General features: G+C 65.9%; 12 protein-coding genes. 4 read left to right on the top strand and 8 right to left on the bottom strand.

The genetic code is table 11. The annotated features are described in order from the left end of the window. Positions 1-72: 72 nt before the first annotated feature. Both BSY238_RS13255 and BSY238_RS13250 read right to left on the bottom strand, forming a co-directional pair. Positions 73-1,797 carry a putative bifunctional diguanylate cyclase/phosphodiesterase gene (locus BSY238_RS13255; protein WP_223300134.1) on the bottom strand — a complete coding sequence of 575 codons (1,725 nt, stop codon included), beginning with the start codon at positions 1,795-1,797 and terminating at the stop codon, positions 73-75. A gap of 148 nt (positions 1,798-1,945) precedes the next feature. Continuing rightward, positions 1,946-3,874 carry a diguanylate cyclase gene (locus BSY238_RS13250; RefSeq protein WP_069040676.1) on the bottom strand — a complete coding sequence of 643 codons (1,929 nt, stop codon included), beginning with the start codon at positions 3,872-3,874 and terminating at the stop codon, positions 1,946-1,948. A 166-nt stretch (positions 3,875-4,040) separates the two neighbouring features. On the opposite strand from BSY238_RS13250, the gene BSY238_RS13245 reads away from it, so the two are divergent. After that, positions 4,041-4,583, top strand: coding sequence for an NUDIX hydrolase (locus BSY238_RS13245; RefSeq protein WP_069039558.1), 543 nt, complete (start codon positions 4,041-4,043; stop codon positions 4,581-4,583). Here BSY238_RS13245 and BSY238_RS13240 read toward each other — a convergent pair. Further along, on the bottom strand, positions 4,555-7,053 hold the full coding sequence (locus BSY238_RS13240; protein WP_223300133.1) for an MASE1 domain-containing protein: 2,499 nt from the start codon (positions 7,051-7,053) through the stop codon (positions 4,555-4,557). The genes BSY238_RS13245 and BSY238_RS13240 overlap by 29 nt on opposite strands. Before the next feature lie 86 nt (positions 7,054-7,139). Here BSY238_RS13240 and BSY238_RS13235 point away from each other — a divergent pair, with 86 nt between their 5' ends. Then, complete coding sequence (locus BSY238_RS13235; RefSeq protein WP_223300132.1) at positions 7,140-7,838, top strand: hypothetical protein; 699 nt, start codon at positions 7,140-7,142, stop codon at positions 7,836-7,838. 16 nt (positions 7,839-7,854) lie between these two features. Here the strand turns inward: BSY238_RS13235 and BSY238_RS13230 are convergent, their stop codons facing one another. Continuing rightward, a complete protein-coding gene (locus tag BSY238_RS13230; RefSeq protein WP_069039557.1) occupies positions 7,855-8,499 on the bottom strand; it encodes a hypothetical protein in 645 nt (214 codons plus the stop codon). Between the two features lie 117 nt (positions 8,500-8,616). On the opposite strand from BSY238_RS13230, the gene BSY238_RS13225 reads away from it, so the two are divergent. Further along, the gene (locus tag BSY238_RS13225; protein WP_223300131.1) at positions 8,617-9,264 is read left to right on the top strand and encodes an HNH endonuclease; all 648 of its coding nucleotides are present in this window, start codon (positions 8,617-8,619) and stop codon (positions 9,262-9,264) included. A 75-nt stretch (positions 9,265-9,339) separates the two neighbouring features. On the opposite strand, the gene BSY238_RS13220 is transcribed toward BSY238_RS13225, so the two are convergent. Next, on the bottom strand, positions 9,340-11,484 hold the full coding sequence (locus tag BSY238_RS13220) for an HDOD domain-containing protein (RefSeq protein WP_069039556.1): 2,145 nt from the start codon (positions 11,482-11,484) through the stop codon (positions 9,340-9,342). A gap of 327 nt (positions 11,485-11,811) precedes the next feature. On the opposite strand from BSY238_RS13220, the gene BSY238_RS13215 reads away from it, so the two are divergent. Further along, positions 11,812-12,411, top strand: a complete 600-nt coding sequence (locus BSY238_RS13215; protein WP_069039555.1) for a Spy/CpxP family protein refolding chaperone — start codon at positions 11,812-11,814, stop codon at positions 12,409-12,411. An 18-nt stretch (positions 12,412-12,429) separates the two neighbouring features. On the opposite strand, the gene trpC is transcribed toward BSY238_RS13215, so the two are convergent. Genes trpC through BSY238_RS13200 form a run of 3 tightly spaced genes read right to left on the bottom strand, consistent with a single transcriptional unit; the run spans position 12,430 to position 14,934 of the window. After that, positions 12,430-13,272: an indole-3-glycerol phosphate synthase TrpC gene (gene trpC, locus BSY238_RS13210; RefSeq protein WP_069039554.1), complete on the bottom strand. Its 843-nt coding sequence runs from the start codon at positions 13,270-13,272 to the stop codon at positions 12,430-12,432. Between the two features lie 55 nt (positions 13,273-13,327). Beyond that, the gene (trpD, locus tag BSY238_RS13205; protein WP_069039553.1) at positions 13,328-14,359 is read right to left on the bottom strand and encodes an anthranilate phosphoribosyltransferase; all 1,032 of its coding nucleotides are present in this window, start codon (positions 14,357-14,359) and stop codon (positions 13,328-13,330) included. Then, positions 14,356-14,934 carry an anthranilate synthase component II gene (locus tag BSY238_RS13200; RefSeq protein ID WP_069039552.1) on the bottom strand — a complete coding sequence of 193 codons (579 nt, stop codon included), beginning with the start codon at positions 14,932-14,934 and terminating at the stop codon, positions 14,356-14,358. Before BSY238_RS13200 ends, trpD begins: the two co-directional genes overlap by 4 nt. Position 14,935: the final 1 nt, after the last annotated feature.

Below are 14,935 nucleotides of genomic sequence, written 5' to 3'. Positions count from 1 at the left end.
AGTTTTCCTACATGGCGGGACCGGGGTCGGGTTGTCGCGCCGGCCGACGGGCGCGCGGAGCAGGAAATCCGGCTAGATCAAGAGGGTTCCATCCAGGATGCGCTTGCTGAGCAGGTCGGCTTCCACCGGCCGCGAGAAGAAGTAGCCCTGAAAGCGGTCGCACTGTTCGCGTCGCAGGAAGCCCAGTTGTTCCGGTGTTTCGACCCCTTCTGCCACCGTCGTGAGACGCAGGCTGCGCGCAAGGGAAATGATGACGCGGATGATGGCGGCATCATCCTCGTCGTCATTGATGTCGCGCACGAACGATTTGTCGATCTTGACGATGTCGATCGGAAAGCGCTTCAGATAGGACAGCGACGAATAGCCGGTACCGAAGTCGTCCATAGAAATGCGCACGCCCATGTTCTTCAGCGCCTTGAGCATGCCGATGGTGGTTTCCGCGTCCTTCATCAGCACCGATTCGGTGATTTCGAGCACCAGCTTCTCGGCCGGGAATCCGGTGTCTTCCAGCGTCGTGCGCACTGTTTCCAGCAGGCGCGGCTGGGCGAACTGGACAGCCGACACATTGACCGACATCGACAGGTCCTGCATGCCCTGTTCGTGCCACTTCCTGCCCTGCAGGCAGGCTTCGCGCATGACCCAGGCACCGATCTCGACGATCAGGCCCGATTCATCGGCCAGCGGAATGAAGCGGTCCGGCGGGATGATGCCGCGCTGCGGATGACGCCAGCGCAGCAGCGCCTCGACGCCCGACGTACGGCCGGTCACGCCATTGAGTATCGGCTGGTAATTCAGGAACAGTTCGCCGCGCTGCACGGAGTGGCGCAGATGCGTCTCGAGCACCAGCTTCTCGGCCGAACTGGCGCTCATTTCGTGGGCGTAGAAGCTCAGGCCATTGCCGCCGGCGCGCTTGGCGCTCGACATCGCCGCCTCGGCATTCATGATCAGGGACTGCGCCTCGCTGCCGTCCTCGGGTGTCATCGCCACGCCAAGTGATGCGGTCAGGAACAATTCCAGACCGTCCTTGATCACCGGTGAAGCGAACGCTTCCAGCAAACGGTGCGCGAACACGCGTGCGTCATCGCGCGTGATGCAGGACGGCGCAAATACGCAGAAGCGGTCACCACTCAGGCGCGCAATCATCGCGCCCTGGCCGGCACGCTCGATCAGGCGCGACACCACTTCACGCAACACGACATTGCCGGCGTCATAGCCGAAGCTGGTGTTGATGCGAAGAAAGCGGTCGATGTCGATCACCATCAGCGTTGCATGGCGCGCTTCGGTGCTGCGACGCGCGGTATCGAGCCAGTCGTCGATCTGGGCGCGCAGCAAGGTCTGGTTCGGCAACGCCGAAAGCGTGTCGAAGAAGGCCAGCGCATGAATGCGTGCATCGGCAGTCTGCACCGCCCGGCGCGTTTCAACGCCGCGCAGCTCGCGTTCGATGACCGGCACGAGGCGCGCAATATTGCCCTTCTGAACGTAGTCGGCGACGCCGTTGCGCATGGCCGAGAACGCCATGTGGTCGGAAATCTTGCCGGAGTAGATGATGAACGGGATGTCGCGACCGCTGCGGCGCAGGACTTCCAGCGCGGAGGCGGAATCAAAGCCCGGCATCGCATGATCGGAAATGACCAGATCCCACTCGCGCTCCTCGAGGGCACGTGCGAGCTCGAGCGCACTGTCCACGCGCTCGGAATAGGTTTCGAGGCCGCGTGCGCTCAGCTGCGCATTCAGCAGGAAGACGTCGTCTTCATTGTCCTCGACCATCAACACCTTGATGGTTCTGAACCCTCCCATCCTGTCCGAGTGGCGATCCATCAACTTCATTCCAGGTCGTGTGCACGATCAACGAACCTTAACGACGGCAGGAATGGAGGGAACTTGAGCACCGCGAAACGCGCAGGCGGTAAAAATGCCGTTTCTTGGCCCGAAGGTCGGGGTCGCCTCAGCTGGCTGCGCGCACCCGTCCGCGGCCCGTGCTTTTGGCGCCCATGAGCGCCTGATCGGCCAGCGCAAGCAGCGCGTCTGCGTCCGGCATCGGCGAAAGTCGTTCGGCCACGCCTATGCTGATCGAGCTTTTCAGGCGCAGCTGTCCGGCCTGCAGCGGCACGGCCGCCACGCCGGCGCAAACGCGCTGGGCGCACGCCATGGCCTGTTCCAGCGTAGTGTCCGGGCAGATGATCAGGAATTCATCGCCGCCGGTACGGCACACCACGTCCTGCGCGCGCATGCATTCGCGGATGGCACGTGCCGTTTGTTCCAGCACCTGATCGGCCACGTCGTGCCCATAGGTTTCGTTGATCTGGCGGAAGTAGTCGACGTCGATCAGCATGCACGACAGCGGTCGTTCGCTGCGCAGCGCGATCGCCCATTCCTGTCCGATGCGCGCCATGGCGTAGCGCCGGTTCGGGAATCCGGTCAGCGCGTCGGTCAGCGCGACTTCCTGCAGGCGTCTGTTGCTGACGCCCAGCTCGGCCGCGTAGCGGCGGATTTCCTCACGTTCGGCCTCCAGATCCTTCTGCAGCCGGATCAGCCGCTGACCCGCACGCAGCCGGGCCTCCAGCACCCGCGGCTTGAGCGGCTTCACCATGTAGTCGTCGACACCTGCTTCGAAGGCCTCGACCAGGCGTTCCTCGTCCTCGTGACTGGTCAGCACGATGATGTAGATATTGCGGCCCATGCGGGTCTGGCGCAGCGTGCGCGTCAGCTCCAGCCCGTTCATTTCCGGCATGACCCAGTCGACCACCATGATCTGCGGCTGAAACTCGAGCGCGCGTTCCATGCCCGCCACACCGTTTTCGGCACACGTGACCTGATAGCCACCGCGCAGCAGCAGCGCCTGCAGCGTCATGCGGGTGGCGGCGTCGTCATCCACCACCAGTGCGCGCAGCGCGCCCGGGTCGGGTGCGTCGTTCGCAGCCTCCACCTCGATCGACGCGGGCGCCGGAATGGCCGGTTCGGGCAATGCGACGTCGTTCAGGTTGGGCAATGCATAGGCATCGACCGGCAGTATCTGCGACCAGTCCTTCCACTCGCGCGCGACGTCATCGCACAGGGTGCTGACCTGATCGGGCAGCCACGACATGCGCGCCGCCAGAGCGCGGGCGATGCCCATGTGCAGCGTGCGTTCCGCCTCGTCGCACAGGCAGGCGGCTTCGACCGCACGCGCCAGGCCGAGTGCCAGCGTCAGGCTGTATTCGCGCGATTCGGGCTCGCCCTGCACCGACAATGCAGATTCATGGCCGAGAACGGCGGCGATGAAGAAGCGCGGCATGCCCCAGTCGGCGAGCATGGCGGCGCTCAGTTCGACGTGGGTCATCGCGAATGCCTGTCGCTCGACATCGAGCAGCATTTCCGGCTCGCCACCTCGCACCTCGTCGAGTACGCGCGAGTACTGCGCCGGGAACACGCTGGCCAGCCCGAGCGCGCCGATGCCGGACAGCAGGCCGACGCTGAAGCTTTCCTCCACCCCGGCCGAACGCATCACGGTCATGATCTTCTGCGTTGCGATGGCGCGGATGACCGATCCGGTCCAGAAGCGCGAATACGGAAAACTTCGGCACAAACCCTTGCCATTGCTGGAAATCAGCGAAAAGCCCAGCGCCAGATTGCGTACCGCAGCCATGCCGAGTACCGACAGTGCGTCGCGCAGCGCCACGATGGGCCGCATGCCGGGTGCCAGCGTGCCGTTGGCCGCACAGACAAGGCGCCCGACCAGCGCCGGATCGCCCTGCACCAGGCGGGCGAGTTCGGCCAGCGAGGCGTCACCGCGTTGCGTGACGCGCGCAATCGCCAGCGCAATGCCGCGCGGGGAAGGCAGTTCGCCGGCCGCCTTGATTTCCTCGAACCGGCTTGTATCAATCAGGTCATTCATCGCTTTGCCATCGTCCAGGCCTGAACGGCGCGCCATGCGTCCGTTGCAGAATATGCCTCATGGCATCAGCTTACGGCGCGGGAGACACGGTTCTTGAGGGCAGGTACGCAGGCGACAGGCGGGGCGCTACACTCCGGACTCTTCATTTCGAACAGCCGGTGTACCCATGAATTTCTGCGCTGACTGCGGCAGCAAGGTTGAACAGCGCGTGCCGGTGGGCGACAACCGGCTGCGCCACGTCTGCCCGGCGTGCGGCACCATCCACTATCAGAACCCGCGCATGGTGGTGGGCACACTGCCCATCTGGGAGGGGCAGGTGCTGTTGTGCAGGCGCGCCATCGAGCCGCGCCTGGGTTACTGGACGCTGCCCGCCGGATTTCTCGAAAACGGTGAAAGCGCGGCCGACGGTGCATTGCGCGAAACGCTTGAGGAGGCCTGTGCGCGGGTCGCATTGATTGCGCCCTATACGATGGTCAGCGTGCCGCAGATCGACCAGATGCACATCCTGTTCCGGGCCGAGCTGATCGACACCGACTTCGCGCCCGGCAGCGAATCGCTCGATGTCAGGCTGTTCGACGAAGCCGACATTCCGTGGGACGAACTGGCGTTCCGCAGCGTGTCACTGACCCTGCGCACCTTCTTCGACGAGCGGCGCATGGGCGGCTTCGGCGTGCACCACTTCAGTCTGGACGTACCGGGCCGAAGCTGAAGCTGAAGGTTGCGCCCTGTCCAACCACGCCCTCGGCCGACACATGGCCGCCGTGCAGACGGATCACCCGCTGCACGATCGCCAGACCAATGCCGCTGCCGTCGAATTCGCGATTGTTGTGCAGGCGCTGGAAAGGCGCGAACAGCCGACCGACATAGGCCATGTCGAAGCCGACGCCGTTGTCGCGCACGTAGTACGCCGCCTGGCCCTGCAACTCCGTTTGCCCGATCTCGATGCGCGGCTGCGCCTGCAGACGGGTGAATTTCCATGCGTTGCGCAGCAGGTTTTCGAACACGACGCGCGCCAGTCCGGAATCGGTGTCGGCCCACAGACCTTCCGGAATGACCCAGTGGATGTATCGGTCAGGTGCTTCGGCCGTCAGTTCGCGCACCACGTCGCGCGCGATGTCCGACAGGTTGGTCAGTGAGCGGTGCACCTCGGCACGCGACACGCGCGACAGTTCCAGCAGGTCATCGATCAGTTCGCCCATGCGCTGGCTGTTGCGACGGATGCGCGACAGATACTCGCGCCCCTGTTCGTCGAGCAGATCGCCGTAATCCTCCACCAGCAGGCGTGAGAAGCCGTCCAGTGCGCGCAGCGGCGCCCTCAGATCATGCGACACCGAGTAGCTGAACGCCTCCAGTTCGCGGATCGCCGCTTCAAGCGCTGCAGTGCGCGCACCGACACGGCGCTCCAGCTCGTCGTTGAGTGACTGCACGCCCTGTACATGTTCGGCCTGGATGCGCTCGGCGTCGCGCTGCGCGGTCATGTCGCGCCGCACCGACACGATTCCGTTGAACTGGCCATCATCGTCGGTCAGCGGAATGACGCTGACTTCGAATACCCGCTCCTCGCCATCGGGCATGACGAGACGCTGCTCTTCCCGATGCGGCTTGCAGGACAGCGCCACCGCTTCGGCGATCTTGTGGTCCTGCTTCAGCACGTCGGCCATCGACGGCAGGTGCGCCGCGAGTTCCTCGCTGGTGGCGCCCAGCCAGGCCATCTTCTTCAGCCAGCGCGTATCGAGCAGCGAGCGGTTGGCCAGCCGCCAGCGCAGATGCCTGTCCTGCAGCACGATCAGTTCCGGCAGCGCATCGACCAGCGCGCGCAGTCTGAACTCTTCCTCGCGCAGCGCTTCGCGCGCCTGCATTTCGGCCGTGATGTCCCGACTGACGCCGCGGTAGCCCGAGAACGCGCCATGTGCGTCGAACACCGGCTCGCCGGACGAGGCCAGATAGCGCCAGCGTGAGCCGTCGCGGCGGCGCGACAGGAAGTCGCGGAAGGCATCGTGGCGCTCCAGCGTCTGGCGCAGCAGGCCCCACGGCAGGGTGAGCGCCTCTTCCCCGGCGATTTCCCAGGGTGCGCAGCCGTCCAGCGCGGTGTCGCCGAAATGCACGCCGGTCAGTTGATCCGGCAGGCGGTGGTAGCGCAGGTCGGCGTCGAGTTCCCAGTGCCAGTCGGCCGACAGCAGCGTCAGCGCACGAAAGTGCGACTCGCGTTCGCGCAGCGCCCGCCGCGCCGCCTGCTTCTCGAACATCGCGGCACCGATGAACAGCGCGGTCGCGGCGGTCAGCGTGATGAGCCCGTGCAGCACGAGAATCTGCACGCCCATCGCGTGCTCGTTCAGCAGCGAGAAGCCTTGTGCGGTGCCGGCCAATGCGGTCAGCGATGCGATCAGGAACACCGTCCAGCCGACCCGCGGCGGAAAGCGCAGCGCGATCCAGATCACCAGCGGCAGCGAGGCATAAAGCTGCAGGATGGGTTCGGCCAGCAGGGCGACGCCGAAGAAGGTCGCCGCCAGCATGCCGAGCAGCGTCAGGATGACCAGCACCTGTTCGATCAGCCGACGCGGCGACTGCACCGGCGAGCGATCGGTTGTCCAGGCCAGCAGCGGCAGCATGGACACGACGACGCCCAGTGCGTCGCCGAGCCAGATCGACGCACCGCTATCAAGCCAGCGGGCTGCGGGCAGCTCATGCGCCAGCGCCATGCCGAGGGTGGTGGCTGCGGCACTGATGATAGCCACCGCATAGGCCACCGCCAGCAGCTTGAAGGCGCCGTCGGTACGCTCCAGCAGATGCGCCGGTTCGCTGATCAGATGCCGCAGAATTCGCGCCCCCACCCACGGCGCGATTATCTGTCCGGCCGCGTGCAGCACGGCCATCGGCATGGGCATTTGTGCCAGAGCGGTTCCGGCGATGACGCCGATCAGCACGCCCGGCAGCGCACGGTTGCCGAAGCGCAGCAGGACGAACAGCGCGAGGCCGATCGGCGCCCACATCGGCGTGATGCCCGACGCGTCGCGCAGCTGCAGGTTGGCCGCCACGAGCACGCAGTAGCCAATCGCGATCAGGGCATTCAGCGGTAACGGGCCGGGCAGCGGCAGCGGCGCACCCGGCGGCACGGCTTCGGGCGCCGGCGCGCGGGTCTGCGGGTCTTGTTCGTGCATTTCGTCAACCGGACGGTTCATGTGAGGCACACACCCGCTTGACTATCGCAACAACAGTTTCTAGGTTTCAACGACCGCAGCACAAACCGTCCCTGTGGAGCATGAAAATGGAAAGACGCCACTTCATCGCGACCTGCAGCGCTGCGTGCGGCATGCTCGGGCTGAACCTTCCTGCGCAAGCCCGCATCATGCGAAGCTTTCCGCGCAGCATACTGACCAATAGTGACGGGCAACCGCTGCGAGCAGCCTCGCTTGAACCGGGCGTCAATTATGTTTTCCAGTGGCCCTACCCGGCCACGCCGTGCTTCCTGCTCGATCTCGGCCAGAAGGTGGCGGGCCGGAAAGACATCCGTACTGCGGATGGCCGCCGTTATGACTGGCCGGGCGGCGTCGGCCGGCGCCAATCGGTTGTCGCCTACTCGGCCATATGCTCGCACAAGCTCACCCATCCCACACGCGACATCAGTTTCATCGCCTATCGCGCTGACGCGACTCCACACAATGCGCGCGCCCGGGTCATACACTGCTGTTCCGAGCACAGCCAGTTCGATCCGGCCGCCGGCGCGCAGGTGCTCGAAGGCCCTGCCCCGCAACCGCTGGCCGCGATTGTATTGGAGTACTCCGCCGAGCGCGACGAACTGGCTGCGGTCGCCACCCTGGGCGCCGATGTATTCGATCGCTTCTTCAGCAGTTTCGGCTTCCGGCTTGCGCTCGAACACGGCGGAGACCGCGCCATGCAGCCGGTCGGCGAACGCACGCGGGTCGTTCCGATGGCAGAGTTCTGTCGCCAGCAGGTGCGCTGCTGAGCAGCCGCTCGGCGGTTCAGCCGGACGCGCGCGGTCGCTCATCCTGCCCGGCGTCGTCCTGCCCTGCGTCGTCCGACTCGCCGTCAAGTTCCAGTTCCACCGCGAAGCCGTGCGGCGGCAGATCGACCGACCTGACGGCGGTACTCGCCGCTGCCCTGAATGCAGCCAGCACCCTCGCATCCAGCGCGTCGTGGCCGCTGCTGCGCACGAGCGACACCGCGACGACACGGCGCGCATGCAGCCGCAGCGCGATCACCATGCGTACACCCCTTGCCTGCAGCGGCGCACCATCACGGGCAACGGAGCGCGCGATGGCGTAGCGAAATGCACGCAGCGAGGATTCCGCAACGACGGGTGACAGCGCGCCGCCATCCGGTCCAGGCGGGGCGGCCCGGCCGGCAGCGGTGAGCAGGGGCGACGGACGATCGATCGACAGGCTGGCTTGCGGAGCGGCCGGCAGGTTGCCCGCAACGGCGACCGATGCCGCTGCGGGCAGCGTCGGCACGAGCCGCAGCGCGCCGACCTGAGCAACAGGTCTTTCGGGTATCGAGCGCGGCAGCGGAAGCGGCCAGATCAGCAGCCCGTGCAGTGCCAGCGACAGCCCCGTTGCGGCCAGCAGATTCGGTGATGGAACACGCCGGCGACGCGGTTGCAAATTCATCTTCCTTTGCTAGAGTACGTGCGCGCTGCAGGCGGAAGGCCGTTACACTCGTTCGGCAGATGATCGCCCGCGCGCAAATCTGCGTTTCCGCGTTTCCTGCCTGTCAAGCTGGACACTATGGAGGTTGCCAAGGCCGTGTTCCCGTCGATGGAAGAGCACCCACCGCTGAGCTTAGCGCGGCAACGCCGCCGGCCGGCACATCCGTGGATACTGACGCTGGATGCCAACGGCGTGCCGCATCGCTGGGTGAGCTGGCAGCACGCCGTGTTCTATCACTCGAAGGATCTGGTGGCCTGGGTCGCCGGCAGCCACGAATTCGAAATCCGCGGCGGCATCAACCGGATGACCGGCGAACAGTCCTTCATCCGCACCAACAGCATCATCGCGATCAAGGGTCGCAGCCACGCGCACAAGCTGCAGATGGCCGTGCCGCCGCTGAACAATCGCGAGCTGTTCCACCGCGATCGCTCGATCTGTGCCTACTGCGGCGGTGACTTTTCGGCCCAGAAACTCACGCGCGACCACATCCTGCCGGTGTCGCAGGGCGGCCGCGACCTGTGGATGAATGTGGTCACCTGCTGCCGTCCGTGCAACCAGCGCAAGAGCGGTCGTACGCCCGAGCAGGCGCACATGCAGCTGCTGTACGCGCCCTATGTGCCGAACAAGGCCGAATACCTGATCCTGAGCAACCGCAACATTCTGGTCGACCAGATGGATTTCCTCTCCCAGCACGTGAATGCCAACAGCCGCTGGAAGGCGGCCTGAGCGCGGGTCGCATCTGATCCGCATGTCACGCGTGCAGCCGGCGCGCCGCGTCAGGTGCACACCCTGCGGTTTGCCCTAGGACTGCTCGGCAGCCGGCGCGCGTCGGCGCGTCTGGCGCGGCAGCAGCAGCTGGAATACCGTGCCCTGACCGATCGCGCTCTTGCACGACAGAGAACCACCGAGCGCCCGGATCTGCGCCAGCGCGTGCGCCAGCGTCGGTCTTGCCTGTCCTTCGCCGGCGGTCGAGGCGAACAGCGCGGCCACCCGTGCAGCGTCCATGCCGCGGCCGAAGTCGCGGATGCGGATTTCCGCGTGCAGCACACCGTTCCAGTTCACCCCATCCGCGCTGCTGACGGCGATGCGCCCACCGCTGCCGATCTGTTCGGCACTGACCGTGAGCAGCGCGGCCACGATGTCGCGCATCGCCGACAGCGGCAGGTGCAGCGGCGGCAGCGCCGAATCGAGGTGAAGTTCGGTCGTGATCGAGCGCGCGCGGAACGTCCGCTCGTCGGTCTCGGCCATGATCTGTTCGATCAGCTGGTTGACGTCGGTCCATTGCGCAGCTGCGGTGATGTCCGGCGGGCGGCTTTCGAACTGGTGCAGCACCGTGTCGATGCGGATCACCTGATCGTTGAACACCGACAGCTCGGATTCGAGCATCGAATCGGCGCCCATCTTCAGGCGCATCGACTTCACCTGGTGCTTCAGCAGACCGAGCGGCGTGTTCAGGTCGGCGCGCAGTTGCCGCGAATGCGCGGCGTACTGCTCGACCATGCTGCCGCGCAGCTCACCAAGGTTGCGTGCCTGGACACGCTGCGTGCGCAGCGCGCGTGCGGTCGCGCCGGTCAGTGCGTCGAGTCCGGCAGCGCGCTTGCGCAGGCCTGACAGCGCAGAAACAGGCATGCGATGCAGTGCCAGAGCTTCCACCCGACCGTCGCCGAGCAGCGGCAGCAGCAGGCAGGCTTCACCGCGCGCCGGGCGCAGCAGTCGCTGGACGCTGATCGGCAGGCGCGCCGCCTGCCGGGCATCCTCGCAGTACCAGGGCTGCCCGCGCAGCAATTGCTGCCCGATGTCGCCCAGCCCCGAATGCGCCAGATCGAGCTGGACGCCACCCGGCTCACCGGCCTCGTCAAGCACCGCAAAACGGGTTTCGCCGTGCGCCGGCAGCAGCATCTGCGGCATCGGCAGATCGAGCAGCAGGGCGCCGGCCAGCCGGTAGGCGCGCAGCACGTCGTTGTCCGCTGTGGGTTCGAGCACCTGCGCGAGCAGCCCACTGCGGGCGAGATCGAGCAGCACCGACTGCTGCGGATCAGCGCCGTACGCCGGGTTGAACGAGGGGTCGGGCGACACCTCGAAGAACGGGCGATACGGTGCGCCGGCGATCATCGGCGCCATCGGATCAAGCAGTTGCAGCGCATCCAGCCGGGACTGCGTACGTCGGCAGGCGGTCTGCCAGGCGTCGTTGAGCTGGTCCATCGGCAGGCCGGTCAGCGCATGCGCCAGCGCAGCGTGCTGCATCGCGTCGCCGCTGCCGCCGCCCGACAGCTCTTCGGCCGCGCGCGCGACACGCAGCAATTCAGGCGCATCGTGGAACAGCGCTGCGTCGGCGTGGTGGAAGCGCAAGGCGTCGGCCAAGTCGCCGGCCCACCCCTCTGGCAGCAGATCGGCGGCGAGTTCGGCGTGCGAAACACCCAGCTCGGCAGCTTCGAGGCCTGACAGCGCGGACTCGTCATGGCCTTGCGCCAGCAGGTTCAGGTACGGTGGGTTGTTCGACAGCAGCGGCATCGCCACATCGAGCAGCAGACCTGCAATGTAGGCCTCGTCGGGGTCGCTGTTGCCACAGCGCAGCGACAGTTCGCGCGCGGTTTCGGCGCTCAGCAGCGAATGTGACCAGTAGCGACGGTATCCATCCGGCACAGCACCGAGGCGGGATGACCACTGGTGGGTGTCGAGCAAGGCCGCGCGGATGAGGGCCTGCCCGCCTGCGTCGATCACCGCATCGATGCGACGCGCTGCGCTCAGGCCATTCGAGTGCTCGAGCGCTTCCGAGGCGCGCAGCACGCGCAGCACAAGCACCGGGTCGGCGCGCAGCAACGCCGACAGCGGCTGCGCCTCGCCCTGCTGCGAGCGCAGGCCGAGCGCCGTTCCGGCTATCACCGGAACGGAGGGCGCGCCAGACAGCACGGCACATTCGATCGCGCTTGCAGCGTTGGCTGACATGCTGTGCAGGAAACGGGATACGTCGGGGTGACCCCCGGCGCTGACCTTTTTTGATTGTTTATCGGCCGTTCTGACGGACGGAACCTGGTCGGATAATACCGCAGTGTTTTGGCACAGAACCCGCGCCAACACTGGGAATCATCACATCCCGACCGTTCATTGCAGGTCAGTGTCACCCGTTTCGGCCGCAACGCGAATCCCTGCCTTGAAAATGCCGAAACCCTGCGAATCTTACAAATCGTTACTGCGGTCGCGCAGCGGGTTTACAGCAGCCGCCGACACTGGCTTCGCTGCCGGAGCATTCCGGCAAATCAGAGGAGTCAGATCATGAATCACCCGAACGCTGTCACTGCCCGCCCCCTGCACGCTGCAGCATCCCGCGGCCGCTGGCTGGCTGCGCTCACCGCGGCCGGCGCACTGGCCGCAATGGTTGCCGCCGTTCCGCAGGCTTCCGCCGACGCGGGAGAACAGCGCGCACCGCACGCCATGAAGACCGCAGCGCATCACGGCCACGGTCATATGGAAAAGCGCATGGCAGAGCGTGTCGAACGCGTCTTCAGCAAGGTCGGCGCGACCGACGAGCAGAAGGCACGTGCTCGCGAAATCGTCCAGGCCTCGACCGAACAGATGAAGGCACTGCGCCCTGCCGATGGCGGCGGTCCGAAGGAAATGCTGGCCCTGTTGTCGGCCGAATCGATAGACCGCGACCGGATCGAACAGCTGCGAGCGGCACGCCATGCGCAGATGGACGAACGTTCGAAGCTGATGACGCGCACGCTGGCCGATCTGGCCGAAGTGCTGACGCCTGAACAGCGCAAGGACGCGGCCAAGTCACTGGCCCGTATGGGTGGCGGTCACCCGCACCACGGCAAGCGCCATGGTCATGGCGACGGTCCGCGCGGCGCCGACGGCGCAGTGCGCAGCTGAAGAACGGACTGCCGTGGCTCAGGCCACTGCAGTGCCGAACAGGCGGGCCAGTTCGGCCCCAGGGTCGGCGGCGCGCATGAAGGCTTCGCCGACCAGAAAGGCATGCACGTCGCGGGCCCGCATGGTCGCGACGTTGTCTGCCGTCAGGATGCCGCTCTCGGTGATCACGATGCGCCCGGCCGGAATGCGGTCGAGCTGTGACAGCGTGAAATCGAGCGACACCTCGAAGGTACGCAGGCTGCGGTTGTTGATGCCCATCAGCGGCGTATCCAGTTGCAGCGCCAGATCAAGTTCGCCCGCGTCGTGACTTTCCACCAGCACTGACATGCCCAGCTCTCCCGCGAGGGTTTCCAGGGCGCGCATGTCGGCCACGGCCTTCGCCTGCTGAGCGGCGTCCGCCTCGCCCGACGGCGGCAGGAAGGCTGCCACGATCAGCAGGATGCAGTCGGCGCCCATCGCACGCGCCTCGACCACCTGCCAGGGATCGATGATGAAATCCTTGCGCAGCACCGGCAACCGACAGGCGGCACGCGCCTCGACCAGAAACTCGGGCGCACCCTGAAAATACTGCCGGTCAGTCAACACCGACAGGCAGGCGGCACCGCCCGCCTCGTACGAGCGCGCAATCTCGGCCGGACGGAAGTCGGCGCGCAGCACGCCTTTCGACGGGCTGGCCTTCTTCACCTCGGCGATCACCGCCGGCTGGCGACGCGCCACGCGTTCGCTCAGCGCGGCGACGAAGTTGCGCACCGGCGGCTGGGCTTCGGCCCGGGTACACAGCGCGTCCAGCGTCTGCAATGCTCGGCCGGCGGCAATTTCTTCCCGCTTGGTGGCAAGGATTTTCTGCAGGATGTCGGACATTTCTTCTGACCCCATTGAATGTTTCGGACCTGCAGGGCGGGCGCCTGCAGGATCCTCAAGTGCCGAAGGTGCGCGTCAGCTCGACCAGCGTGTCGACACGCGCCCGCGCGGCGCCGGATTCGACCGCCTCGCGGGCACGGTCCACCCCGTCGCGCAGGCTGTCGGCCACACCCGCCACGTAAAGGCTGGCACCGGCATTAAGCAGCACGATGTCGCGCGCCGGGGCGAATCGGCCATCCAGCGCGGCCAGCAGCATGTCGCGCGAGGCCTGCACATCGGTCACGCGCAGCGTGTCGAGTGCATGCACCGGCAGACCGACGTCTGACGGATGCACCGTGTACTCGCGCACCTCACCGTCGCGCAGCTCGCCCACGAAGGTGTCGCCGCTGATCGACAGTTCGTCCAGCCCGTCGCGGCCATGCACCACCATCACATTGCGCGAGCCCAGCTCCTTCAGCACCCGCGCCAGAATACCGACCAGATCCGCGTGGAACACACCCATCACCTGATTGGCTGCGCCGGCCGGGTTGGTCAGCGGACCGAGGATATTGAACATCGTGCGCACGCCCAGTTCCCTGCGCACCGGTGCGGCGTGCTTCATCGCGCTGTGGTGGTTGGGCGCGAACATGAAGCCGACGCCGGCCTGTTCGATGCACATCGCGACCTGCGCCGGCGTGAGGTTCAGCGTCATGCCGAGCGCTTCCAGCACGTCGGCCGACCCGCTCTGCGATGAACTGGCCCGCCCGCCGTGCTTGGCCACGCGCGCACCGGCGGCCGCAGCGACGAACATCGACGCGGTGGAAATATTGAAGGTGTGCGCACCATCGCCACCGGTGCCGCAGGTGTCGACCAGGGTCTGGGTGTTGCCCACCGGCACCTTCATCGACAGTTCGCGCATCACCATGGCCGCGGCAGCAATCTCGCCCACGGTTTCCTTCTTCACCCGCAGACCGATCAGGATGGCGGCGATCAGCGTCGGCGACACCTCGCCGGTCATGATCTGGCGCATCAGCGCCGTCATTTCTTCGTGGAAGATTTCGCGGTGCTCGATGACCCGCTCGAGCGCCTGTTTCGGTGTGAAAGTCATGCGCCCACCCTCCACTCGTCGAGGAAGTTCTTCAGCATCTGGTGACCGTGTTCGGTCAGGATGGATTCGGGGTGGAACTGCACACCCTCGACCGCCAGTGTCTTGTGCCGCATGCCCATGATTTCGCCGTCATCCGTCCACGCGGTCACCTCCAGACAATCCGGCAAGGTGTCGCGCGACACCGCCAGCGAGTGGTAGCGGATGGCCGTGAACGGATTTGGCAGACCGCGGAACATGCCCTTGTCGGCATGGTGGATCGCCGCCGTCTTGCCGTGCATCACCACCTTGGCGTGCACCACGTCGCCGCCGAACGCCGCACCGATGCTCTGGTGGCCGAGGCACACGCCCAGAATCGGGTACTTGCCGGCGAAGGCAGTGATCAACGGTACCGATACGCCCGCCTCCTTCGGAGAACACGGCCCGGGCGACACCACGATGTGGTCGGGTTTGAGCGCATCGATCTGGTCGAGCGTGATTTCGTCGTTGCGGAACACGCGAACATCCTCACCCAGCTCGCCGAAGTACTGCACGAGGTTGTAGGTGAAGGAGTCGTAATTGTCGATCATCAATAACATG

This window comes from Methyloversatilis sp. RAC08, assembly GCF_001713355.1.
Classification (GTDB): domain Bacteria; phylum Pseudomonadota; class Gammaproteobacteria; order Burkholderiales; family Rhodocyclaceae; genus Methyloversatilis.
Note: the sequence above shows the minus strand (reverse complement) of the source record. Positions and strands in the feature narration are given on the sequence as shown.

Bases quoted from the DNA above. Each gene is read 5' to 3' on its own strand.
- BSY238_RS13255 (WP_223300134.1), bottom strand. From the start codon at position 1,797: ATGGGAGGGTTCAGAACCATCAAGGTGTTGATGGTCGAGGACAATGAA.
- BSY238_RS13250 (WP_069040676.1), bottom strand. From the start codon at position 3,874: ATGAATGACCTGATTGATACAAGCCGGTTCGAGGAAATCAAGGCGGCC.
- BSY238_RS13245 (WP_069039558.1), top strand. From the start codon at position 4,041: ATGAATTTCTGCGCTGACTGCGGCAGCAAGGTTGAACAGCGCGTGCCG.
- BSY238_RS13240 (WP_223300133.1), bottom strand. From the start codon at position 7,053: ATGAACCGTCCGGTTGACGAAATGCACGAACAAGACCCGCAGACCCGC.
- BSY238_RS13235 (WP_223300132.1), top strand. From the start codon at position 7,140: ATGGAAAGACGCCACTTCATCGCGACCTGCAGCGCTGCGTGCGGCATG.
- BSY238_RS13230 (WP_069039557.1), bottom strand. From the start codon at position 8,499: ATGAATTTGCAACCGCGTCGCCGGCGTGTTCCATCACCGAATCTGCTG.
- BSY238_RS13225 (WP_223300131.1), top strand. From the start codon at position 8,617: ATGGAGGTTGCCAAGGCCGTGTTCCCGTCGATGGAAGAGCACCCACCG.
- BSY238_RS13220 (WP_069039556.1), bottom strand. From the start codon at position 11,484: ATGTCAGCCAACGCTGCAAGCGCGATCGAATGTGCCGTGCTGTCTGGC.
- BSY238_RS13215 (WP_069039555.1), top strand. From the start codon at position 11,812: ATGAATCACCCGAACGCTGTCACTGCCCGCCCCCTGCACGCTGCAGCA.
- trpC (WP_069039554.1), bottom strand. From the start codon at position 13,272: ATGTCCGACATCCTGCAGAAAATCCTTGCCACCAAGCGGGAAGAAATT.
- trpD (WP_069039553.1), bottom strand. From the start codon at position 14,359: ATGACTTTCACACCGAAACAGGCGCTCGAGCGGGTCATCGAGCACCGC.
- BSY238_RS13200 (WP_069039552.1), bottom strand. From the start codon at position 14,934: ATGTTATTGATGATCGACAATTACGACTCCTTCACCTACAACCTCGTG.